Raw genomic sequence first — 21707 nt, forward strand, 5'->3', positions numbered from 1 at the left:
TCACGCCGCTTTCGAAGGCTGCGCCAGCGCGCGGCCGAACATCATGTCGGTGCGGATCGAAGCGACCTTGTCGCGATTGCGGATCAGCTCGAGGTACCAGAGCGCATCGATCGTATCGCCAATCAGCACCGCCCCGGTGAGCCGACCGTCGGCGATGACGAGCTTCTTGTAAGTGCCGCGCCTGCGATCCGACAGCACGAGGCTCTCGCTGCCCTCCCCGCCCATGAAGTCGCCAGCGGAGAACACGCTGACGCCGGAGACCTTCAGATTGGTCGAGACCACGCTGCCCTGATAGGCGGCGGGCCGGCCGGCCAGATGCCGCGCCAGCACGCGCGCCTGCTCGTAGGCGGGCTCGACCAAGCCATAGCAGGTGCCGCGATGCTCGGCGCATTCGCCGAGCGCAAAGATGTCGGACGCGGAGGTCTGCATCACGTCGTTGACGACGACGCCGCGGTTGACCGCGATCCCCGCCTCTTTCGCCAGCGCGACGTTCGGCTTGATGCCGGCGGCGAAGATCACCGCATCGGCCTCGATGCGGCTGCCATCGGCGAGCTCGACGGCCTGGACGTGGCCCTCGCCGTGGATGCGGGCCGTCGCGGCATTGAGCATGACGCGGATACCCTTGCGCTCGACCAGCGTCTTGAGCAGGTCGGCCGCGGGCGCGTCGAGCTGACGCTCCATCAGCCGATCCATCAGATGCAGCAGCGTCACGGGCGCGCCGGCCTTGGCGAGACCGTAGGCCGCTTCCAGCCCGAGCAGGCCGCCGCCGACCACGACGACGCGCTTCCTAGCCGCGGCCAGTGTCAGCAGCAGGTCGACGTCGCGGGTGTCGCGAAACGTGTGCACGCCGGCAAGATCGGCGCCTGGCACGTTGAGCCGCAGCGGCGTCGATCCCGTGGCGAGCACGAGCTTGGAATATTCCATGCTCTCCTCGCCCGCGATCTTGAGCTCACGGCGGCCGACATCGATCTCGCTGACGCGATAGCCGTAGCGCACCGTGACGCCGCGGTCTCGCCACCAACCGGCCGGCCGCAGCTCGATCTCGTGCGAGCCGGTCTCGCCCGCCAGCACGGAGGAGAGGAGCACGCGATTGTAAGCGAGCCGCGGCTCTTCGCCGATCACGGCGACCGCATAGCGGCCGAGCGCGGTCTTGGCGAGCTCGTCGACCAGACGCGCGGCCGCCATACCGTTGCCGACGATGACCAGCGGTTCACTCACAACGCATCTCCTATTCGGCGGCCTGCGCTTGCGCGCCGTAGGCCTCGGACATCATGTAGCCGGACAGCACGCCATAGGCGTCGGTCCAGGCTGCGGCGAGTTCGGGCGTCCAGGCTTCGCCAAGGCCCTTCTCGAGGGTCCACAGCAAGGTCGCGCCGACCACGGGGTAGTGCTCGGCCTTGGCGCCATAGTCGACGTGACGCTTGGCGAGCGCGGAGGCCGCGGGAAGAATCGATTCCAGGTTCGACAGGCCGCCGACCACGGCGGCGAGCATGCCCATCAGCTTCTTGCGCTGCTCGGTCATGTCCTCGGGAAACATCGCGCGCACGGACGGCGCCACCTCGAACAGTCGGTCGTAGAACAGCACCGCGGCGGCTTCCGAAATCGGGGCGACCTTGGCGAAGCTCTGCTGAATGAGAGTAATCTGCTCGGGCGTCATGATGTTCTCCTGTCTGTTTCGGTCTGCCTTCGTCCGCGCCATTGCGGACAAAGTTCATGGATCAAACGTCATCAGAGAGACTTCTCCCCGCGTACGGGGAGAAGCGACATTCGTGCCAGTTTGTCGTGCTCACACACGCGCCTCGGCGAGGCTTGGCGCGCCTTCGCCCTGCGGGCTGCGACGCAGGTAGAACCACCAGGTCAGAGCGAGGCAGGAGGCGTAGAAGGCGAGATAGACCACGAGCGCGAGCTGCGGCCCGCCGGTCATGGCGATCGACTTGCCGAAGCCGCTCGGGATCAGATAGCCGCCGACGGCACCGACCGCGCCGATGAAGCCGACCGCCGCGCCGCTCTCGATGCTCGCGGTCTTCAGGGCAGCGCTGCGTGCCGCATCGCCCTTGCCGCGCACCTTGAACAGGTTCTCCTCGCGGAAGATCGAGGGGATCATGCGGTAGGTCGAGCCGTTGCCGATGCCCGTCGTCACGAACAGGATCAGGAACATCGACAGGAAGCCGATGAAATCCTTGTGCCCCACGAAGTAGAGCGCGCCGACCGTGGCGCCCGCCATCACGATGAAATTCCAGAACGTGATGATGGAGCCGCCGACCCGGTCTGCGAGCCAACCGCCGAGCGGACGCGACAGCGAGCCGACCAGGGGGCCGAGGAAGGCGATCGAGATCGTCACGGTGGGGAACTGCGTCTTGAGCAGCAGCGGAAACGCCGCCGAATAGCCGATGAAGGACCCGAACGTGCCGATATAAAGATACGCCATGATCCAGGTGTGCTTGCGCTTGACGATCGCGAGCTGGTTCTTCACCGACGATTTCGCCGTGGTGAGGTTGTTCATGAAGAACACCGCGCCGAACACCGCGATTGCGATCGGCAGCACCCACATTAGGCCGGCATTCTGCAGGAAGATGCCGTCGACGGGCGTCGCCTGATACAGGTTGAAGACGGCGAGCGTCATCAGGATCGGGGTCAGGAGCTGCACGCTGGAGACACCGATATTGCCGCCGGCCGCGTTGAGGCCGAGCGCCCATCCCTTCATCCGGTCGGGAAAGAAGAAGGAGATGTTGGTCATGCTGGAGGCGAAATTGCCGCCGCCGAGACCCGCGGTCGAGGCGACCAGCAGCATGAGCCAGAACGGCGTGTCGGGCTGGCTGACGAAATAGGCGAGCGACAAGGTCGGGATGAACAGGATCGCCGCGCTGAAGACGGTCCAGTTGCGGCCGCCGAACGTCGTCACCGCGAAAGTGTAGGGAAAGCGCATGAAGGCGCCGATCAGGCCCGGCACGGCGACGAGCTGGAACAGCTGGTCGGTGGTGTAGTGGAAGCCGGCCTGCGGCAGCTTGGTGGTGACGATGCTCCAGATCAGCCAGACCGAGAAGCCGATATGTTCGGCGACGATGGACCAGATCAGATTGCGCCGCGCGATCGACTTGCCGGTATTGTTCCAGAACGCCTCATCCTCGGGGCGCCAGTCTGAAATCCAGCTGGAGTTCAGGGTCGGATTCTTCGTCATTGCGTATCCCTTCCAGGCTCACCGCTGCGTCGTTGCAGGCTCTGCCTCCGGTCACGGAGGCGCGCTCCGAGGCTTCACCCCGGTGGCGAGATCACGATGCTGATTGATGATGTTGAGGGACGTCGTCGTTGGCGTCGCGCAAAGACGTTTCAATTTCCGTGCCAGTTGCGCGCATACGGGAAACACAGGGATTTCAGGATGTTATTCGTATTGCCCGAATTGTTTGCAGGGCTTTTCCGCACGCAAAATTTGCGTTTCGCTCAATCCCTGTGCGACGCACAAGGATTGAGCTTGATGTCGATTAATTGGGCGCGGGCAGATCTCGCGTGAACGCGTGACTTACGCGGCTTCGACGAAGCGATGACGCTCGTAGAGGAATTCGAGCACGCGCTGGCGACACTTCAGATATGTGGCGTTGGTCGCGAGGTCGAGCCGCTTGCGCGGCCGCGCCAGCGGCACTTCCAGCACCTCGCCGATGCGCGCGCTCGGTCCGTTGGTCATCATCACGATGCGGTCGGACAACAGCACGGCCTCATCGACGTCGTGGGTGATCATCAGGATGGTGTTGCCGAGCTTCTGATGCAGCGCCATCACCGAGTCCTGCAAGTGGGCGCGGGTCAGCGCGTCGAGCGCGCCGAACGGCTCGTCGAGCAGCAGCACCTTCGGCTCCATGGCCAGCGCCCGCGCGATGCCGACGCGCTGCTTCATGCCGCCGGAGATCTCCGATGGACGCTTGTCCCTGGCATGGGCCATCTGCACGAGGTTGAGATTGTGCATCACCCAGGCGTCGCGCTCGGCACGGGACTTGGTCTTGGCGAAGACCTTGTCGACGCCAAGCCTGACGTTTTCGTAGACGGTCAGCCACGGCAGCAGGCTGTGGTTCTGGAACACCACGGCACGATCGGGCCCTGGCGAGTTCACCTCGCGGTTTTCCAGCAGCACGCCCCCCATCGTGGCGCCGGTCAGCCCTGCGATGATGTTGAGCAGGGTCGACTTGCCGCAGCCGGAATGGCCGATGATCGAGACGTATTCGCCTTTCTCGATCGTCAGATTGATGTCCTTGAGCACCTCCGTGGTGGCGGTGCCGCGGGTGAAGACCTTGTCGATGTGGTCGAGTTTCAGGTAGGCGGTCATGTCCCCTCTCCTCAGTTCTGCGCGGTGCCGCGGGTGACGACCTTGCCGAGCCCCGCGATCAGGCGGTCAAGCACGAAGCCGATGATGCCGACATAGAACAGCGCCAGGATGATCTCGCTGATATGCGAGGAGTTCCAGGCGTCCCAGATGAAGAAGCCGATGCCGACGCCGCCGATCAGCATTTCGGCGGCGACGATCGCGAGCCACGACAGGCCGATGCCGATGCGCAGGCCCGTGAAGATGTAGGGCGCCGCCGCCGGGATCATGATCTTGGCGAAGAATTCCAGCGGATTGAGCTGCACCACCGCGGCGACGTTGCGATAGTCCTGCGGGATGTTGCGGATGCCGACCGCGGTGTTGATGATGATCGGCCAGATCGAGGTGATGAAGATGACGAAGATCGCGCTAGGCTGGCCGTCGCGGAAGGCCGCGAGCGAGAGCGGCAGCCAAGCCAGCGGCGGAATCGTGCGCAGCACCTGGAACAGCGGATCGAGCCCGCGCATCGCCCAGACCGACTGCCCGACCAGCACGCCGAGCGCGATGCCGGCGATGGCCGAGAGCGAATAGCCGAAGGCGACGCGCTGGAGACTGGCGGACAGATGCCAGAACAGGCCCTTGTCGATGCCGCCACGGTCGAAGAACGGATCGAAGATCAGCTCCTTGGTATCCGCAAACACTTTTGAGGGCGGCGGCAGCGCCGAGCCGGCTCTGCGGCAGACCAGCTCCCACACCAGCGTCAGCAGAGCGATCACGACCAGCGGCGGGATCACGCGCACGGCGGTCTCGCGTGCCATGCGTGCGTAAGCCTCAGTACGCGGGGGACGCTTCGGCGTCAGCGTGACGACCGGCGCAATCGTTGCGGCAGGCGTCGCGGTCTCAACCTCGATCTTCGTGGCAGTCATGTTCATCGCTATCTCTCTCCGGCGTGGCAGGGACGATGCGGCCGCCCCTAAAGGCGGCCGCAGGGCTCCATCAGACTTCGACGCGCTTGATCGCGAGCGACTTCAGATAGGCGGCCGGATTTTCGGGGTCGAACACCTTGCCGTCGAAGAAGGTCTCCTTTCCGCGCGAGGTGGTGGCCGGAATGTCGGCGGCCGCGACGCCGAGGGTCTTGGCCGCATCGCGCCACATGTCCTCGCGGTTGACCTTGGCAATCAGCGCCTTGGTATCGAAGTTCGGCTCATACTTGCCCCAGCGGATGTCCTCGGTGAGGAACCAGAGATCGTGGCTCTGGAACGGATAGGAGGCATGATCGCGCCAGTACTTCATGACGTGCGGCGAGTTCTCGACCACCTTGCCGGGGATGCCATAGTCGAACTTGCCGGCGGTGCGATCGTAGACGTCCTCGACCGGGCAGTTGATCCACTGCCGCTTGGCCATGATGGCGGCCAGCTCCTGCTTGTTTTCCGCCTTGTCGGCCCATTGCTGGGCTTCCAGCACGGCCATCAGGATCGCCTTGCTGGCCTTCGGGTATTTGTCGACGAAGGCCGCGCGCATGCCGAAGGACTTCTCCGGATGCTTATTCCAGATCTCGCCGGTGTTGACGGCGGTGTAGCCGATGCCTTGGTGGATGAGCTGGAGATTCCAGGGCTCGCCGACGCAGAAGCAGTCCATGGTGCCGACCTTCATATTCGCCACCATCTGCGGCGGCGGCACCACGATGGTCTCGATGTCCTTGTCGGGATCGATGCCGCCGGCGGCGAGCCAGTAGCGGATCCACAGATCGTGGGTACCGCCGGGGAAGGTCATCGCAGCCTTCACGGCCTTGCCGGACGCCTTCTTCTTCTCAAGCGCCGCCTTGAACGGCGCCGCATCGGTGCCGAGCTTGAGGTCGGCATATTCCTTGGCGACCGAGATGCACTGCGCATCGAGATTGAGTCGCGCCAGGATGTACATCGGCGTCGGCTGGTTGTTCTGCGTCACCTTGCCGGCCGAGATCAGGTACGGCATCGGGGTGAGGATGTGCGCGCCGTCGATGCCGTTGCCTTCGGAGCCGAGCACGAGGTTGTCGCGCGTGGTGCCCCAGGACGCCTGCTTCTGCACGTCGGTGTCAGGCACGCCGTGCTTGGCGAACAGGCCCTTGTCCTTGGCGACGAACAGCGGGCCGGCATCGGAGAGCGCAATGAAACCGAGCTTGGCTCCCTTGACCTCGGGGCCTGCGTCCTGCGCGAAGGCGCCGGCGGGGAAATTCAGCTTGGCGGCGGCGAGCAGTGCGGCGGTCGAGCCGGTGGCTTTCAACAATTGACGGCGGCTGAGGCCAGTCTCGGAGGGCCGGCGAATGCGCTTGGTCATAGGTCGTGTCGTCCTTTTGCGTCGTTGCGGAATGATTGCGTCAGTGCGCACGAGCAGCCCGTCCGTCCGTGACGCCAGAAAAAGGCGCATGCGAACGCGCGACGGGGAGACCCCGTTTGGGTGCGTCAGCAATTCGGATGAGAAGTCTCGCGGGACGGCTTCAATGGCGTCGGCCTGGAACTATTCAAGCTTCATGCCAAGCCTGCCACCGCCAAAAATGATGGATAATCAGATGCTTGGTAATTCCGCGTCTGACTAACGCAGCCCTGTTCCGCACGCGAAGTTTGCGATCTGCTCAATCCTTGTGCGCCGCACAAACGTTGTGCAGTCGCTCAAGCAAGAGGCGGCGCAGTTCTGCCAATCATCCCCCTGCAGCTGACATCCAGCTGAATTTGCTCGCTTTTTCGATCGACGCACCACGGCACACAAATTGCTTCTAAGGTTGCGTCAACGACGACTGCGGCTTGGCCGCATTGATGCAGCCTCTGGCGGCTGCATCCCGGAAGCTCACCTGCTTCGCGGTCTCCGGCTTCAGAGTCCTCGTGACGCGATTCCCAAGGCTTCCAAACTTTCCATAGCCCTCGTGCGCGGCAGGCTGCCCGCACGGCCGATGACGTTCAGCCGCGCCCTCGTCGGGGGCGTGTCGATCTCACTTACGAAGCAAAGGAACCATTGATGTCGTATCTCGCGCCTTCGGAATTCGTCACCAAGATGGTGGATGCGGGCGAGTCCAAGATCTTCATGTCCACCCGGGATACCATTATCCGCGCCTACATGGCCGGCGCGATCCTGGCCCTCGCAGCCTGGTTTGCCGTCACGATCACCGTGAACACCGGCCAGCCGCTGGTCGGCGCGCTCTTGTTCCCGGTCGGCTTCGTCATGCTCTATCTCCTGGGCTTCGACCTCCTGACCGGCGTGTTCGTGCTCTCGCCGCTCGCGCTGATCGACAAGCGCCCGGGCGTTACGCTCAACGGCGTGCTGCGCAATTGGGGTCTCGTCTTCGTCGGCAATTTCGCCGGCGCCTTCACCGTCGCCTTCATGATGGCCTTCGTCACGACCTTCGGCTTCACGCAGGCGCCCGACAAGGTCGGCGCCGCCATCGGCAATATTGGCGAGGGCCGAACCCTTGGCTATGCCGCGCACGGTGCGGCCGGCATGGCGACGCTGTTCCTGCGCGGCATGCTCTGCAACTGGATGGTCTCGACCGGCGTCGTCGGCGCCATGATCTCGACTTCCGTCCCCGGCAAGGTCATCGCGATGTGGATGCCGATCCTGGTGTTCTTCTACATGGTGTTCGAGCATTCCGTCGTGAACATGTTCCTGTTCCCGTCGGGCCTGCTGCTCGGCGCGAAGTTCTCGATCATGGATTATCTGATCTGGAACGAGATCCCGACCGTGCTCGGCAACCTCGTCGGCGGCCTCGCCTTCACCGGCATGACCCTCTATGCCACCCATGTCATGACCCTGCCGAAGCGCCAGGCGGAGAAGCCCGCGAAGCCCCGCGTCGCGGCCTGATCGAATAGGTCTCGACAGGGGAGCCTCGCCCAAGCACGGTGAGGCTCCCCTCTCCCGGTGATGACGATGCCCCGCGGACTCCAGATTTCGGTCGGCCAGCATTCCGACAAGGGTCGCAAGCCCATCAACCAGGACTTTCACGGCGTCCTGATTCCGGAAGAGCCGCTGCTCAGCCTGAAGGGCATCGCGGCCGTTCTCGCCGACGGAATTTCCTCGAGCACGGTAAGCCAGATCGCCAGCGAGTCGGCGGTCAAGAGCTTCCTGATGGACTATTACTGCACGTCGGAGTCGTGGACGGTGAAGACCTCCGCCCGCCGTGTGCTGGAGGCGACCAATTCCTGGCTGCATGCGCAGACGCGCAAGAGCCAATATGCCTATGACCGCGACAAGGGCTATGTCTGCACGCTCAGCGCCATGGTCATCAAGGCAACCACCGCGCACATCTTCCATGTCGGCGATTGCCGCGTCTATCGCGTCGCCGGCAAGGCGCTGGAGCAACTGACCGACGATCACCGCATCATCGTCTCGTCCGAGCAGACCTATCTCGGCCGCGCGCTCGGCATTAATCCGCAGCTCGAGATCGACTATCAGGCGATCGAAATCGAGGCCGGCGACACCTTCCTGCTGGCGACCGATGGCGCCTATGAATTCGTCGACGCCCGTTTCATCACGAGCGCGCTAAGCGAGCATGCAGCCGAGCTGGACGGGGCGGCGAAGGCGATCGTGGAGGAAGCCTATCGGCGCGGCAGCGACGACAACATCACCGTGCAGATCCTGCGGATCGATGCGGTGCCGCAGCGCGATCCGGCCGGCATCTTCAATCAGAGCTCGGAATTGCCGCTGCCGACGCTGCCGGAGCCGCGGGCGATCTTCGACGGCTACCGGATCGTCCGCGAGATCCACGGCAGCAGCCGCAGCCATATCTACCTCGCCGTCGACACCGAGACCGAGCAGCCGGTCGCGCTCAAGCTGCCGTCGGTCGACCTACGCGACAACGCCGCCTATCTCAAGCGCTTCCTGATGGAGGAGTGGATCGCGCGCCGGATCGACAGCCCGCATGTGCTCAAGCCGCTGTCGCAGTCGCGGCGACGCGGCTATCTCTACGTCGCGACCGAGTTCGTCGAGGGGCAGACCTTGAAGCAGTGGATGACCGACAATCCGCGGCCCGATCTCGAAACCGTGCGCGGCCTCATCGAGCAGATCGCCGCGGGCCTGCGCGCCTTCCATCGCATGGAGATGCTGCATCAAGACCTCAGGCCCGACAACATCCTGATCGACAAGACCGGCACCGCCAAGATCATCGACTTCGGATCGGTCAGGGTCGCCGGCGTGGCCGAGGCGGCGCCGCCAGGGGAGGCCGACGAAATCCTGGGCACCGTCCAGTACACGGCGCCGGAATATTTCCTGGGGCAAGGCGGCTCGCCGCGCTCCGACATGTTTTCGCTGGCCGTGATCTGCTACCAGATGCTGACGGGAAAGCTGCCCTACGGCACCCAAATCGCCAAAATCCGGCGCAAGGCGGATGTGCGAAAGCTTAAATATCGCGCCGCCGACGATGACCGCAACGTTCCTGCCTGGGTCGACGGCGCGCTCCGGCGCGCGCTCCATCCCGATCCCTACAAGCGGCACGAGGATCTCTCGGAATTCATCTTCGAGCTTCGCACGCCCAACCCGGCCTATCTCGACACGCGCATCACACCGCTCCTGGAGCGCAGCCCGCTGATGTTCTGGAAGCTGACAACAGCGGCGCTCGCCTGCGCCGTCGTCGTGCTGCTGGCCTTGCTGCATGCGCGCTGATCGAGATTGCCGCTCGCCACATGATTAATAGCGAGCGGCGCAGCCAGCCCGCCTGCGCTTCTGCTCTGGCAAGCCTCAAACGGGGGCCGCGATCTCGGCGACGAAGTTGCGATAGGAGCGCAAGGGACGGCCCAGCATGCCGGTCAGACGCTCGACGTCGCCGGGCTCAGGGATCATTCCCTCGGTGAGGAAACGCTCGCCCATCACCCTCATGTCGAAAGCCATCCAGGGCGGCATGAACTGCCTGAGGTTCTTCTCGAACCCCGCGGTGTCGTCTCCGCCGTAGGCGATCGCGCGGCCGAGCACCTCCGACCAGATCGCGGCGGCCTTCGCGCCAGTGAGTGTCTCAGGGCCAACAAGATTGATGCGTTCGAGCGGAAGCGGCGCTGCGGATGTCTCGCGGCGGATCAGTTCGATCGCAGCAATCTCGCCGATGTCGCGCGCGTCGATCATCGCAAGGCCCTTGCTGCCGATCGGCATCGGGTAGACGCCATATCCGGTCACGGCATCCTTGATCATGAGTTCGTTGTTCATGAAATAGGCGGGCCGCAGGATGGTCGCCTTGAAGCCCATCTGCTCGATCATGCGCTCGACCCCGAACTTGCCGGCGAAGTGCGGCACATTCACGTAGAGGTCGCTGTGAATGACCGACAGATAGACGAACCGCTCGATGCCGGCTTCGCGGGCAAGGTTGAGCGCAGTCAGCGCCTGAGTGAATTCGTCCGGCACCACGGCGTTGAGCAGGAACAGCGTCGAGACGCCCGAAAACGCAGTGCGCACGGAATCGACGTCCAGCAAGTCGCCCTGGGCGACGGCAACACCTGCCGGAAGGTTGGCCTTCTCGGGATTTCGGACGAGTGCGCGCACATCGGCGCCGCGCTTGACGAGTTGCTCGACGACGTTGCGGCCGATGGTGCCGGTGGCGCCGGTAACGAGGATGGTCATGGGATCACTCCGGTTGGGTATTGGAAGACACCCGGAAACTAATGATCCACATGCGAGCCGATAGGCGTTATATTTGGACAGACCGTCTCATTGGTGGAACAGATGGATTTGCTTGCGCTCGCCGATTTCAATCTCGTCGCCCGTCACGGAGGGTTCGGAAAGGCCGCGCGAGCAGCGGGGCGTCCGAAAGCGACCTTGTCTCGACGTGTGTCCGAACTGGAGAGCAGTCTTGATCTGCGTCTCTTCGAGCGCGGCGGGCGCACGCTCAAGCTCACCCAGGAAGGGCGCGCGCTCTATGAGCGGACGGGCGCACTCCTCACCGAGCTCGACGAGACCGCGGCCGCGATCGCCTCGGGCGGGGACAAGCCAAAGGGCAGGTTGCGGATCAGCGCACCCCTGCTCTTCTCGCAAACCGCGATGGGCCGTCTCGCGGCCGGCTTCGCCCTTCGGCATCCGCAAGTCCGGCTCGAAGTCACGACCGATGACCGCTACGTCGACATGATCGAGGAAGGCTTTGATCTCGTGATCCGGGTCAATCCCGATCCGGATGAAAGCCTGGTCGGCCGCATCTTCTTGCGCGACCGAATGCTGGTCGTCGCCAGCCCCGCGCTGAAGCACCCGAGAGGAAACCTCGCCGTTCCGGCCATCGTGCGCGGCGATGACAAAGCTGCGGTTTGGGACATCAGACGGCCAAGCGGCCCATCGCGCATCGCGATCGATCCCGTGCTTCGACTGTCATCCCTGATGATGGTTCGCGATGCCGTGAGAGCCGGTATCGGCGCCGCGAGGCTGCCGCTGTCGCTCGTCAGCCACGATCTTGCCGCCGGCACGCTCGTTCGCTGGGGCGACGTCGAGGGAGCCGACATCGCCCTATGGACGCTCTATCCCTCGCGGCGATTGCTCAGTGCGCGCGTCTCCGCTTTCCTCGATCATCTGAAAGACGCCTTTCCAAAGGGTACGCCCGACGAGTTGGCAGCCTATATCGGGGGATGACTGAGATTTCGCATCCTCACGCCGGCTCGGTCGCCTTCATCCCGAGCGGCTTCGGCGCCATGCCGCCGCCCGGCTTGAGGTGGAATTCGTAAGTCATCAAATGCCACCGCCCGTTCGCCGTGGTGCCGTCGGGCATCTCAAGGTCGTTGCGCGGCTCGACCTTGGCGACGAGGTCGTCCTTCACGCCGAACACCACGTCGGAGTCGAGATATTTGTCACCGTCCATGAAGACGTGCGTGATCAGCGGCTCATAGCCTCTGGCATTGACCAGGAAGTGCACATGCGCCGGGCGCATCGGGTGGCGGCCGGTCTGCACGATCATCTCGCCGACCGGACCATCGGTCGGGATCGGATAGCTGCACGGCAGGATGGTGCGGAAGAAGAAGCGGCCATCGTCATCGGTGATGAAGCGCGCCCGCGCCGAGGCGCCGACCTCATCGTAGTTCGGCTTCTGGGAATCGTAGAAGCCGTCGTCATCGGCGTGCCAGACGTCGACGGGAACGCCGGCGAGCGGCTTGCCCGCGAGATCGGTGACGCGGCTCTGCACGAACATCCGCTCGCCGGTCTGGTTGTTCGGCGAGATGTCGGTGCCGTGCGCAGTCACCTTGTGCTCGCCGACATAGAACGGACCGAGCACTGTGGTCTCCGTGGCGCCGTCGCGATCCCTGTGATTGACGGCGTCGACGAGCATGGAGACGCCGAGCACGTCGGACAAGAGGATGAATTCCTGGCGGGTGTCGGTGCATTTCTGCCCGGTCCGGGTCAGGAAATCGATGGCATATTCCCATTCCGCGAAGGTGAGACCGGTCTTGCTCACGTACTCGTGCAGCGACCTCACCAATTCCTGCAGCAGAAATTTCGCGCGCGTGTCGGGCGTGTGGTCGAAGCTCCTGACGACGGCTTCGGTGAGTTCGGTCTCGGTGAACTGAGTCATGGTGCGTTTGCCCTCGCGTTCTTCTCGTTGGCCCCGGCGGGCTCCTTGCGTTCCGAGCCCGAGTCTACACCAGCCGGCCCGGCCTCGTTAAGCGCAACCGGCTTGGAATGCGGCCGTCATTTCGGTATCAACTTTCCGACAAAACGCCCCGGAGGAACTGATGCTCGCCCCCACCCCCGCTTCGCCCGAATCCGTCGGCATGTCCAAGGCCGCGCTCGACCGCGTCGATGCGCATCTCAAGCGCCGGTACATCGATGCCGGGCGTTTCCCGGGCACGCATCTCCTGGTCTACCGCCGCGGCAAGGTCGCGCACAGCTCGGTGCAGGGCTTTGCCGATGTCGAGCGCAAGGTGCCGGTGAAGGACGATACGATCTATCGCATCTATTCCATGACCAAGCCGCTCACCAGCGTCGCCTTCATGATGCTGGTCGAGGAAGGCCTCGTCGCCATCGACGAGCCCGTCGCCAAATACATTCCGGAGTGGAAGGACCTCGGCGTGTTCGTCGCCGGCACCTACCCGGCGTTCCTGACCCGGCCGCCGTCGCGGCCGATGCTGATCGTCGACCTCTTGCGCCACACCTCCGGCCTAACCTATGGCTTCCAGCAACGCTCCAACGTCGATGCCGCCTACCGCAGTGAAAAGATCGGCGAGGTCGAAAAATCAGGCACACTCCAGACCATGGTCGAGGGCCTGGCCAATATCCCGCTGGAGTTTTCGCCGGGCGAGTCCTGGAATTACTCCGTTGCGACCGACGTGATCGGCTATCTCATTGGCAAGATCTCCGGCATGCCGTTCGAGCAGTTCCTGAAACAGCGCATCCTCGATCCACTTGGCATGACCGACACCGACTTCCACGTCCCGGCTTCGAAGGCGCATCGCTTCGCCGCCTGCTATTCCGCCGATCCCGGCGGCGGCATGACCTTCCATGCGGGCCAGCGCCGCGAGGGGCTGACGCTCCAGGACGACCCGGCAACGAGCTCGTTCCTGTCGCCGCCCTCGTTCATCTCCGGCGGCGGCGGGCTGTGCTCGACCGTTGCCGACTATCTGACCTTCTGCCGTGCGCTGCTCAATGGCGGCGAGCTCGGCGGCGTCAGGCTGATCGGGCCGAAGACGCTGGCGCTGATGATCACCAACCACATTCCGGGCGGCCGTGCGCTGCCGGACGTCTCGCGCTCGCTGTTCTCGGAAGCGACCTATAACGGCATCGGCTTCGGTCTCGGCTTCGCCGTGACCATGCGCCCGGCTGAGACATTGATCGCCGGCAGCCCCGGCGAATACAATTGGGGCGGCGCCGCCACGACCTCGTTCTGGATCGATCCGGCCGAGGACCTGATCGCGATCTTCATGACGCAAGTGCTGCCGTCGAGCGCCTATCCGATCCGCCGCGAGCTGCGCAGCATGGTCTACGCCGCGATCACTGAAAGCAATCTGTAGCCCACCGCGACGACCCCGCGGCCGTCGGCCGCGGCAGCACGATCGCATATGACTCGCTGCGGCGGCCTGCGAGCACGCCTCGTCCTTCGAGACGGCGCTTACGCGCCTCCTCAGGATGAGGCTAATCGGCGTCAGTGCCCGTTTCGACTGCTGCCGCACACTTCGTCCTCATCCTGAGGAGCCCGCCTAAAGCGGGCGTCTCGAAGGATGGCCACGGGGAAAATCCCTCAGATGCGATAGCCCTGCCCGGCTGCGGGGTCCTCCTATCAGGCGGTCACTTGAGCATTTCCGGCACGATCAGGCGCGGCAGGAACAGCGACACGCTGGGCCAAATGATCACCGCCGCCAGCACGAGTAGCATCGGGATCAGCATGATGACCGTGTCCTTCAGGGCATAGCGCAGCCGCACGCCCGCGATCGAACAGGCGATCATCAGACAGAGGCCGTAGGGCGGCGTCACCAATCCGAAGGCCAGCGAGACGATGGAGATGATCGCGAACTGGACCGGATGCAGATCGACGGACCTGGCGAGCGGCTCCAGCACGGTGCCGACGATGATGATCGCGGGGATGGCGTCGAGAAAGCAGCCCACCACCAGAAAGCAGAAGGCGATGAAGAAGCCGGCCGCGACGGGACCCATGCCCCATGTCGAAACGTTCGCCAGCAGTTCTTGCGGGATCTTGTAATAGGCCAGCAGCCAGCCGAACGCACTGGCGGTGCCGACGCAGAACAGCGCCACGCCGGCGAGGCGCCCAGTGTCGAGCAAGGCTCTGTACAATTCACGGATTCCCGTCTCGCGGTAGAAGAACGCCGAGAGCACGACGGAATAGAGCACGGCAACGCAGGCGGACTCGGTCGCGGTGAACCAGCCGAGCAGAATGCCGCCGACGATGATGAACGGCGTTATTAACGCGGGTATCGAGCGCCAGATGGCGCATCGCATGTCGACCCAGGTCGACTTCGGATAGGTCGGGTAGCCGCGGCGCACCGCATAGACGTGCACCGTCGCCATCTGCGCGCCCGCGATCAGCAGCCCGGGCACGATACCGGCCAGATACATCGCTGCGATCGAGGTCGAGATCAGACCGCCCCACACGATCATCAGGATCGAGGGCGGAATGACGACCGCAAGAACCGCGGAGGCCGCCGTGATGGCAATGGAGAACGAGAGATCGTAGCCCTCCTTGGTCTGCGCATCGATGAAGATCTTCGATTGGCTCGCCGCATCCGCAGTGGAGGAGCCGGAGATGCCGGCAAAGAACACCGACAGCACGACGTTGATCTGCGCCAGCGACCCCGGCCAGTGCCCGACCATCGAGCGCGACAGCGCCACCAGGCGATCCGTGATACCGCCGATACTCATCAGGTTCGCCGTCAACAGAAAGAACGGCACCGCGAGCAGGATGAACGAGTTGTACGCGTTGAAAGTCTCCTGCGCGAGCGTCATCAGCGACAGGCGCGGCTCGATCAGAAGGATCGGCACGCAGGCAAGGCCCAGCGCGAAGGCGACCGGCACGCGCACGATCAGCAGGCCGACGAAGACCCCGAACAGCACCATGGCGGCCTGTCCGGCAGAAAGTACAGTGCCGTTCATTGCTGTGCCCCGACCAGAACGCGCAGTTCATCGAGCATCTGTTCGCCCGCAAACACGATCCAGGTCACGCCGGCCACCGGCCAGGCAACGTGGATCAGCCAGAGCGGCAGATCGGCCAGCTCCGACGTCCTGTTCCAGGCGAAGCGTGTGAATTCGATGCCGGCCGACACGAACACGAGGGCCAGTGCCAGCACGCCGAGCCGCGCGATGATCCGCACTGCGGCCTCCGACCGCCGCGACAAATCGGGCCACACGTCGACCTCGAAATGCTGAGCCTCGCGGATGCCGACCATGGCGCCGATCATGACCGTCCAGATGAACAGGAATCGCGCCATCTCCTCGGTCCAGATGTAGGAGGGAATGAACGGCGTGTAGCGCGAGACGATCTGCAATGTGACGGGGATGACCAGGATGCCGACGCAGGCGGCAAGCAGGAATTCCAACAATTTCGCATAGGCCGCGGTGACGCGACGCCACAGCGACGGTGTGGACGGGACGTGCATTTCGGACATTGGAGCTCCGTACGGCGCTCATCCGCCATGTCCGGGCAGGAAGCGGGGCCTGCCCGGAATGCTGTCGGCGGACAGGGCGGCCTCAGACGACGTTGATCTTCTCGAAAATGCCCTCCGCGCCGATCTCCTTGGCGTAGGTGGCCATCACGGGGTCGGCGAGCTTCTTCATGGCGTCCCGCTCCTCGAACGGAACGCGCTTGAGCTTGCCGGCCTTCTCCAGCGTGTCGAGCTTGACGACCTCCTCGCTCGACTCGAGCTGGCGGCCGTAATCGCCGGCCTCCTTGCCCGCTTTCATGATCGCGTCCTGCAGATCCTTCGGCAGGGTCTTCAGCGTCTTGACGGAAAAGCAGATCGGCCGGATCGACACGGCGTGCTGGGTCAGGTTGAGATGCGGCGCCACTTCATAGAACTTCATCGCCTCGACGCCGGCCGCTTCGTTCTCGCCGGCTGATATCACCCCGTTCTGGATCGCGTTGTAGACTTCGTTATAGGCGATCACCGTGGGGCTCATGCCAACGGCCGCAAAGGTCTTCGACCAGATCGGCGCGCCCTGCACGCGCACCTTGAGGCCCTTGAGGTCGGCGAGGTTCTTGAGCGGCTTGTTGGCGAAGATGTTGCGGATGCCTCCGCCGGCATAACCGATCAGAACCACGTCCGCCTTGGCCGCGACCTCGTCGGCGACTGGCGCCAGGATATTGGCTTCGACCACCTTGTTCATGTGCTCGATGCCCTTGAACACGAAGGGCGCATCGATGAATGGGGCGGCCTTGGCGAAGGTCGACATGTGAGCCGGCGAGACGATGCCGTAATCGACTGCCTTGCCCTGCGACATGTACTCGAAATACTGCTTCTCGAGGCCGAGCGAAGAGTTCCTGTGCAGGGTGAAGTTGACGGGCTTGCCGTAATATTTCTTCACCAGCTCCTCGAACCGCAGCAGGGCCCGGTTGAAGGCGTGGTCGTCATTGAACTGCACGGCACCGTTCAGCGTGATCGGGGCTTGCGCCCTCAGGATCGACGGCATGCCGATGGCAGCTGCCGCGGTGGTTGCACCGATCCCAGCGAGAAATGACCTTCGCTTCATCGTCTCCCCTCCCTTTACTGCTCCGCCCCTGTCGCCGGGGCGTGAGCGCAGCCGCTATGCGGGCTGCGAAAAGCCAAGCGTATGAAAAACTTCGAGGGGACGGAAGTCATTTTGCGTGTGCTGGAGCAACCCCTTCGTCGCAGGACTGCACGTAAACGCCTGCTGCACTGCAACTCGCCACTTCGGTGTGCGGCGGAGGCGCGAGGTCTGCGGGGATCAGGAGCGCGCTGCAGGGGGCCGGAACGACGCTGCCGCTGATCGTTTTCGCGGTGGGCCTTGCCTATGACAACTAGCGTCAGGATCGCAGCGAGGCGACGCGCCGTGTGCTGGAAAGGCTGCGTAGCATACGCATGGTACTCGATGCCGAGGTGCAGCGGATCACGGGGGCTTGCCCTGCCGCGCGGCGTCGTCTGCACGTGACCTGCGCGCTGGAGGAGACGCTTTGATCCGCGGTTCAAGCGCATATCGCAGCGCAACACGGGGGTGCTGCGACAATTGCGCTTGCCCTCATCCATTCATCCGATGTTAAACATCCGATGATTGCAGCTGCCGGGCGTGGCAGCCAAAGACAAACGAACCAGCCGCGACAGGCCGGACGGGAGAAACGTACGAGTGGCAAGAGCGCGCCCGAGCCCCGTCGACAAGCCGATCAAGCCCGGCCGCATTCGCGCCGTGCTGACGACGCTCGGCCGGGAGATCGCGCAGGATCTCATTCCGGTCGGGACAGCCCTGCCGCCGGAACCTGAGCTCGAAGCCCGCTTCGGAGTCGGGCGCGGCGTGGTGCGCGAAGCCATCAAGACGCTCGCCGCCAAAGGTCTGGTCAGCGTGCGGCCGCGCCACGGCACGCACGTGCTGCCGCGCCACGAATGGAGCCTGCTCGACCGCGACGTGCTGAGCTGGCTGGTCGGTCAGGACGAGCCGGATCGGGACCTTCTGCTGGCAATCCAGGAGGTGCGCTCGATCATCGAGCCCGCTGCCGCAGCGCTTGCGGCCGAGCGTGCAACAAGGAACGACCGCTGGCGGATCGATACGGCCCTGGCGGCGATGCAGACTGCAAAGGACCAGGCCAGCGCCCTCGCTGCCGACAAGGCTTTCCATCTCGCCATCCTGGACGCGACCCACAATCCGGTCCTCCAGGGCTTTCGCGGCGCGATCGATACCATTCTGGGCACCGTCTTCACCGTTGCCGTCGGCGGCCCCGGCGGCTGGTTCAAGGACAATCTGCCGAACCACGTCACGGCGGCGCGGGCCATCGAGAGCGGCAACCCGGAGAAGGCGCGCGCCGCGATGGAACGGCTGCTGGGCTACACCCGATCGAAGCTGTCGAACCGAAAGACCATTATCGCCGCGGCGGCTCGCAAGGCGGATGGATCGACCCTGCGCGCCGTCAGGAAGCCGAGCCTCAACCGCAAGAGAAAGCGCCATGCACCGTGACATGAGGGGGCTCGGCCCGGATCCCCGCTCCGCGCGGATCGCGAGGAGGGTCGCAACCGATACAGATATGCGATTGCGCGAGACGCGGCTACGATACCAGCAATGATCAGTGGGAAATGCCGGTACAGGCATAGCTGAGCGTCAGGGAGGTCGAATGCAGCTGACGGGCAGTCTGAAAGGCCGATCGTCGCGGCTGATGCGCAGCGTCAACTCGCTGGCCGGCGCTGCAATGTTCGTCGCGCCGCTGCTTGCGCTGGTCGCGGTCTGGGCCGCCGTGATCCCGCTGTTCAACGTCAATCCGCGCGTGTTTCCCTCGGTCGGCGCGGTCGGCACCGCCGCGCTTGACTCGATCCGGGACGGCACGTTGTTCGCCCATGTCGGCGCCAGCCTCTTGCGCGTCGGCCTGGGGACCCTAATCGGCATCGCCACCGCGGTGCCGCTCGGTATCGCCATGGGCGTCAGCCCGACGGTCGCGGCCTTTCTCACGCCGCTGTTCCGGTTCTTCTCGGTGCTCGCCGGCATTGCCTGGATCCCGATCGCGACGCTGTGGTTCGGTTACGGTTTCGGCGCGATCGTCTTCGTGATCTTCAACGCCGTATTCTTCGTCGTCGCCTACAACACGCTTCTCGGCGTCAGGACCATCCCGCACACGCTGCGCAACGCTGCCGCCTCGCTCGGCGCCGGCCGCTGGGCGCTGCTGACCGAAGTACTGCTGCCGGGCGCGCTGCCCAATATCGTCACCGGCATTCGCACCGGCCTGGGCTTTGCCTGGCGCGGCCTGATCGCCGCGGAGATGATCGCGACCAATGTCGGGCTCGGCTACATGCTGTTCGTCGCGCGCGATTTCTACCGCACCGAGGTGATCGTGTTCGGCATGATCGTGATCGGCGTGCTCTGGCTTCTGATCGACCGTTTGCTGCTGGTCCCGCTGGAACGCGCGACCATCGAGCGCTGGGGCATGGTGAGGCGCGCATGAACGTCCTGCTGCAAATCTGGGCCGGCTATGCCCGCCTGACCCGGCGCTGGCCGGGCATCGCCGCGATCATTCCCTTCATCCCGGTGCTGGCGCTGTGGACCGCGGTCAGCGAGGCCGGGCTGTTTCCACGCGCGTTCTTCCCCGGCCCGGCCGACGTCATCCGCGCATTCTTCACGCTGACCTACAAGGGCATCCTGCCGGACTATCTCCAGGACAGCCTGATCCGGCTCGCGACCGGCGCCGCGGTCGGCATGGCGCTCGGCATACCCTTGGGCATCCTGATCGGCACCAGCCGCTGGGCGCATCGCATCTGCTGGCCGGTGCTGCTGTTCTTCCAGGCCATCGGCGACATCGCCTGGCTGCCGATCCTTCTGATCTGGTTCGGCTTCGGTCTGACGACGATGACCTTCGTCATCGTCTACACCGTGCTGTTCCCCGTCGTGCTCAACACCGTGCTCGGCGTCGAATCGGTACCGCGCGATCTGTCACGCGCCGCCTTGAGCCTCGGGGCTTCGCGGGCGCGCGTGCTCTGGGAGGTGACGCTGCCGGGCGCCTTGCCCAACATCATCACCGGCCTGCGCAACGGACTCGGCTACGGCTGGCGCGCGCTGATCGCGGTCGAGATGATCGTCGGCACGTCGGGCATCGGCTTCATGATGTTCGATGCGCGCCGCGCCGGGTCGACCGTCGAGATCATCCTCGGCATGATCATTCTCGGACTGCTCTGGTACATCGTGGACGCCTGGATTCTCGCCCCGCTCGAGCGTGCGACCGGCCAGCGTTGGGGATTAGTGACATCATGAAGACGCTCTCGCTGCGCAATCTCGGCAAGACCTATTTCGACCCTTATGCAGGCGCGCATGTCACCGCCGTCCACGACGTCTCACTCGAGGTCGAGCCCGGCGAGTTCATCTCGGTGGTCGGCCCCTCCGGCTGCGGCAAGACGACGATCCTGAACATGATCGCCGGCTTCATTCCCTATTCGAAGGGGGACATCCTGCTCGACGGCAAGCCGGTGCACGGGCCCGGCCCCGAGCGGGGCGTCGTGTTCCAGTCGTTCGCGCTGTTTCCCTGGAAGACCGTGCTCGACAATGTCGGCTTCGGGCCGAAGATGCGCGGCGTGCCGAAGGCCGAGCGCGACCGCATCGCGCATGAATATCTCGCGCTTGCCGGGCTCTCGCATGCGGCGCACCGCTATCCCAACGAGCTTTCCGGGGGCATGCAGCAGCGCGTCGGCGTGGTGCGCGCACTCGCCAACAACCCTGACGTCCTCTTGATGGACGAGCCGTTTGCCAGCGTCGACGCGCAGACGCGCATGACGCTCCAGGAGGAGCTGACGCGCATCTGGCAGGAGCGCAAGCCGACGGTGATCTTCATCACCCATGACGTGTCGGAAGCGGTGTTTCTCGCCAATCGCGTGGTCGTGCTCTCGAAGGGACGCGTGCTCGACGAGATCGCGGTCGACCTGCCGCGTCCTCGCATCTGGGACGATCTCGTCAGGGATGATGAGTTCAAGCAGCTCTCGGCGCGCGTGCTGCAGATGGTGCGCGCAGCATGAGCATCGCCTCCGAAGCCCTGCGATCACCCAAGCTGCGCATCGCGCTCGGCGCAATTGCGGCATGGGCGCTGTTTCAGCTCTGGCTGACCATCGCGGCGCCCGGAAAGATCTCGCCGCAGCTCACGGGCACGTCGGAAAAGGTGAACGTGCAGATCGAGCTGCCGTTCACGCCGGAGCGTTTCCACGTGCTCGCCTTCCAGCAATACGGACGCGTCTCGGGCACGGACGAGCATTCGATCGAGCTGCGCGGTGTCAAAAGAACGGACCTCAATGCCGTGGCCCGGCCCTATTGGGTGACGGCGGTGGGGCCGATAAAAGAGGGAGGCTGA

General features: G+C 64.4%; 21 protein-coding genes and 1 pseudogene. 11 read left to right on the forward strand and 11 right to left on the reverse strand.

What is annotated here, in order from left to right:
- The 3 genes from XF30_RS28685 to XF30_RS28695 form a co-directional block, all read right to left on the reverse strand.
- Positions 1 to 1218, reverse strand: a complete 1218-nt coding sequence (locus XF30_RS28685) for an NAD(P)/FAD-dependent oxidoreductase (protein WP_074447509.1) — start codon at positions 1216 to 1218, stop codon at positions 1 to 3.
- 10 nt (positions 1219 to 1228) lie between these two features.
- Positions 1229 to 1657 (reverse strand): globin family protein, encoded by a 429-nt coding sequence (locus XF30_RS28690; RefSeq protein ID WP_036004577.1) that lies wholly within the window; start codon positions 1655 to 1657, stop codon positions 1229 to 1231.
- Positions 1658 to 1786: 129 nt separating this feature from the next.
- Positions 1787 to 3178 (reverse strand): MFS transporter, encoded by a 1392-nt coding sequence (locus XF30_RS28695; RefSeq protein WP_109144544.1) that lies wholly within the window; start codon positions 3176 to 3178, stop codon positions 1787 to 1789.
- Between the two features lie 96 nt (positions 3179 to 3274).
- Here XF30_RS28695 and XF30_RS37875 point away from each other — a divergent pair, with 96 nt between their 5' ends.
- Complete coding sequence (locus XF30_RS37875) at positions 3275 to 3508, forward strand: hypothetical protein (RefSeq protein ID WP_141697547.1); 234 nt, start codon at positions 3275 to 3277, stop codon at positions 3506 to 3508.
- 9 nt (positions 3509 to 3517) lie between these two features.
- Here the strand turns inward: XF30_RS37875 and XF30_RS28700 are convergent, their stop codons facing one another.
- The 3 genes from XF30_RS28700 to XF30_RS28710 form a co-directional block, all read right to left on the reverse strand.
- Positions 3518 to 4312, reverse strand: coding sequence for an ABC transporter ATP-binding protein (locus XF30_RS28700; RefSeq protein WP_036004558.1), 795 nt, complete (start codon positions 4310 to 4312; stop codon positions 3518 to 3520).
- A gap of 11 nt (positions 4313 to 4323) precedes the next feature.
- The gene (gene ntrB / locus XF30_RS28705) at positions 4324 to 5220 is read right to left on the reverse strand and encodes a nitrate ABC transporter permease (protein ID WP_074447510.1); all 897 of its coding nucleotides are present in this window, start codon (positions 5218 to 5220) and stop codon (positions 4324 to 4326) included.
- Positions 5221 to 5284: 64 nt separating this feature from the next.
- Complete coding sequence (locus XF30_RS28710; protein ID WP_036004553.1) at positions 5285 to 6604, reverse strand: CmpA/NrtA family ABC transporter substrate-binding protein; 1320 nt, start codon at positions 6602 to 6604, stop codon at positions 5285 to 5287.
- Between the two features lie 675 nt (positions 6605 to 7279).
- Here XF30_RS28710 and XF30_RS28715 point away from each other — a divergent pair.
- Complete coding sequence (locus XF30_RS28715; protein WP_036004575.1) at positions 7280 to 8119, forward strand: formate/nitrite transporter family protein; 840 nt, start codon at positions 7280 to 7282, stop codon at positions 8117 to 8119.
- 60 nt (positions 8120 to 8179) lie between these two features.
- Positions 8180 to 9916: a bifunctional protein-serine/threonine kinase/phosphatase gene (locus XF30_RS28720; RefSeq protein WP_192893280.1), complete on the forward strand. Its 1737-nt coding sequence runs from the start codon at positions 8180 to 8182 to the stop codon at positions 9914 to 9916.
- Positions 9917 to 9991: 75 nt separating this feature from the next.
- Here the strand turns inward: XF30_RS28720 and XF30_RS28725 are convergent, their stop codons facing one another.
- Entirely contained in the window at positions 9992 to 10861 is an 870-nt protein-coding gene (locus XF30_RS28725; protein ID WP_109144546.1) for an SDR family oxidoreductase, read from the reverse strand.
- Positions 10862 to 10963: 102 nt separating this feature from the next.
- On the opposite strand from XF30_RS28725, the gene XF30_RS28730 reads away from it, so the two are divergent.
- Complete coding sequence (locus XF30_RS28730; RefSeq protein ID WP_036025875.1) at positions 10964 to 11854, forward strand: LysR family transcriptional regulator; 891 nt, start codon at positions 10964 to 10966, stop codon at positions 11852 to 11854.
- 16 nt (positions 11855 to 11870) lie between these two features.
- Here XF30_RS28730 and XF30_RS28735 read toward each other — a convergent pair whose 3' ends face one another.
- Positions 11871 to 12788 carry a dioxygenase family protein gene (locus XF30_RS28735; protein WP_109144547.1) on the reverse strand — a complete coding sequence of 306 codons (918 nt, stop codon included), beginning with the start codon at positions 12786 to 12788 and terminating at the stop codon, positions 11871 to 11873.
- Between the two features lie 160 nt (positions 12789 to 12948).
- On the opposite strand from XF30_RS28735, the gene XF30_RS28740 reads away from it, so the two are divergent.
- Positions 12949 to 14223 carry a serine hydrolase domain-containing protein gene (locus tag XF30_RS28740; RefSeq protein WP_109144548.1) on the forward strand — a complete coding sequence of 425 codons (1275 nt, stop codon included), beginning with the start codon at positions 12949 to 12951 and terminating at the stop codon, positions 14221 to 14223.
- Between the two features lie 274 nt (positions 14224 to 14497).
- On the opposite strand, the gene XF30_RS28745 is transcribed toward XF30_RS28740, so the two are convergent.
- The 3 genes from XF30_RS28745 to XF30_RS28755 all read right to left on the reverse strand — a co-directional run bounded on the left by XF30_RS28745 (position 14498) and on the right by XF30_RS28755 (position 17410).
- On the reverse strand, positions 14498 to 15817 hold the full coding sequence (locus tag XF30_RS28745; RefSeq protein WP_036025880.1) for a TRAP transporter large permease: 1320 nt from the start codon (positions 15815 to 15817) through the stop codon (positions 14498 to 14500).
- Complete coding sequence (locus XF30_RS28750; RefSeq protein ID WP_109144549.1) at positions 15814 to 16329, reverse strand: TRAP transporter small permease; 516 nt, start codon at positions 16327 to 16329, stop codon at positions 15814 to 15816. The genes XF30_RS28745 and XF30_RS28750 overlap by 4 nt, the downstream gene beginning before the upstream one ends.
- Before the next feature lie 82 nt (positions 16330 to 16411).
- Positions 16412 to 17410, reverse strand: a complete 999-nt coding sequence (locus XF30_RS28755) for a TRAP transporter substrate-binding protein (RefSeq protein ID WP_036004529.1) — start codon at positions 17408 to 17410, stop codon at positions 16412 to 16414.
- 215 nt (positions 17411 to 17625) lie between these two features.
- On the opposite strand from XF30_RS28755, the pseudogene XF30_RS39545 reads away from it, so the two are divergent.
- The 6 genes and pseudogenes from XF30_RS39545 to XF30_RS28785 form a co-directional block, all read left to right on the forward strand.
- Positions 17626 to 17796, forward strand: a pseudogene (locus XF30_RS39545) (sensor histidine kinase); the annotation flags it as partial.
- Between the two features lie 226 nt (positions 17797 to 18022).
- A complete protein-coding gene (locus XF30_RS28765; protein WP_036004523.1) occupies positions 18023 to 18844 on the forward strand; it encodes a FadR/GntR family transcriptional regulator in 822 nt (273 codons plus the stop codon).
- A 154-nt stretch (positions 18845 to 18998) separates the two neighbouring features.
- A complete protein-coding gene (locus XF30_RS28770; protein WP_225127429.1) occupies positions 18999 to 19820 on the forward strand; it encodes an ABC transporter permease in 822 nt (273 codons plus the stop codon).
- Positions 19817 to 20623: an ABC transporter permease gene (locus XF30_RS28775; RefSeq protein WP_036004520.1), complete on the forward strand. Its 807-nt coding sequence runs from the start codon at positions 19817 to 19819 to the stop codon at positions 20621 to 20623. The genes XF30_RS28770 and XF30_RS28775 overlap by 4 nt, the downstream gene beginning before the upstream one ends.
- Positions 20620 to 21378 carry an ABC transporter ATP-binding protein gene (locus XF30_RS28780; RefSeq protein WP_036004517.1) on the forward strand — a complete coding sequence of 253 codons (759 nt, stop codon included), beginning with the start codon at positions 20620 to 20622 and terminating at the stop codon, positions 21376 to 21378. The genes XF30_RS28775 and XF30_RS28780 overlap by 4 nt, the downstream gene beginning before the upstream one ends.
- Positions 21375 to 21707 (forward strand): hypothetical protein, encoded by a 333-nt coding sequence (locus XF30_RS28785; protein ID WP_036025891.1) that lies wholly within the window; start codon positions 21375 to 21377, stop codon positions 21705 to 21707. The genes XF30_RS28780 and XF30_RS28785 overlap by 4 nt, the downstream gene beginning before the upstream one ends.

This window comes from Bradyrhizobium sp. SUTN9-2 (genome assembly GCF_003122645.1).
GTDB lineage: Bacteria > Pseudomonadota > Alphaproteobacteria > Rhizobiales > Xanthobacteraceae > Bradyrhizobium > Bradyrhizobium yuanmingense.

Coding starts and splice junctions, on each gene's coding strand:
- XF30_RS28690 (WP_036004577.1), bottom strand. CDS start 1,657: ATGACGCCCGAGCAGATTACTCTCATTCAGCAGAGCTTCGCCAAGGTC.
- XF30_RS28695 (WP_109144544.1), bottom strand. CDS start 3,178: ATGACGAAGAATCCGACCCTGAACTCCAGCTGGATTTCAGACTGGCGC.
- XF30_RS37875 (WP_141697547.1), top strand. CDS start 3,275: ATGCTGATTGATGATGTTGAGGGACGTCGTCGTTGGCGTCGCGCAAAG.
- XF30_RS28700 (WP_036004558.1), bottom strand. CDS start 4,312: ATGACCGCCTACCTGAAACTCGACCACATCGACAAGGTCTTCACCCGC.
- ntrB (WP_074447510.1), bottom strand. CDS start 5,220: ATGAACATGACTGCCACGAAGATCGAGGTTGAGACCGCGACGCCTGCC.
- XF30_RS28710 (WP_036004553.1), bottom strand. CDS start 6,604: ATGACCAAGCGCATTCGCCGGCCCTCCGAGACTGGCCTCAGCCGCCGT.
- XF30_RS28715 (WP_036004575.1), top strand. CDS start 7,280: ATGTCGTATCTCGCGCCTTCGGAATTCGTCACCAAGATGGTGGATGCG.
- XF30_RS28720 (WP_192893280.1), top strand. CDS start 8,180: ATGACGATGCCCCGCGGACTCCAGATTTCGGTCGGCCAGCATTCCGAC.
- XF30_RS28725 (WP_109144546.1), bottom strand. CDS start 10,861: ATGACCATCCTCGTTACCGGCGCCACCGGCACCATCGGCCGCAACGTC.
- XF30_RS28730 (WP_036025875.1), top strand. CDS start 10,964: ATGGATTTGCTTGCGCTCGCCGATTTCAATCTCGTCGCCCGTCACGGA.
- XF30_RS28735 (WP_109144547.1), bottom strand. CDS start 12,788: ATGACTCAGTTCACCGAGACCGAACTCACCGAAGCCGTCGTCAGGAGC.
- XF30_RS28740 (WP_109144548.1), top strand. CDS start 12,949: ATGCTCGCCCCCACCCCCGCTTCGCCCGAATCCGTCGGCATGTCCAAG.
- XF30_RS28745 (WP_036025880.1), bottom strand. CDS start 15,817: ATGAACGGCACTGTACTTTCTGCCGGACAGGCCGCCATGGTGCTGTTC.
- XF30_RS28750 (WP_109144549.1), bottom strand. CDS start 16,329: ATGTCCGAAATGCACGTCCCGTCCACACCGTCGCTGTGGCGTCGCGTC.
- XF30_RS28755 (WP_036004529.1), bottom strand. CDS start 17,410: ATGAAGCGAAGGTCATTTCTCGCTGGGATCGGTGCAACCACCGCGGCA.
- XF30_RS28770 (WP_225127429.1), top strand. CDS start 18,999: ATGCAGCTGACGGGCAGTCTGAAAGGCCGATCGTCGCGGCTGATGCGC.
- XF30_RS28775 (WP_036004520.1), top strand. CDS start 19,817: ATGAACGTCCTGCTGCAAATCTGGGCCGGCTATGCCCGCCTGACCCGG.
- XF30_RS28780 (WP_036004517.1), top strand. CDS start 20,620: ATGAAGACGCTCTCGCTGCGCAATCTCGGCAAGACCTATTTCGACCCT.
- XF30_RS28785 (WP_036025891.1), top strand. CDS start 21,375: ATGAGCATCGCCTCCGAAGCCCTGCGATCACCCAAGCTGCGCATCGCG.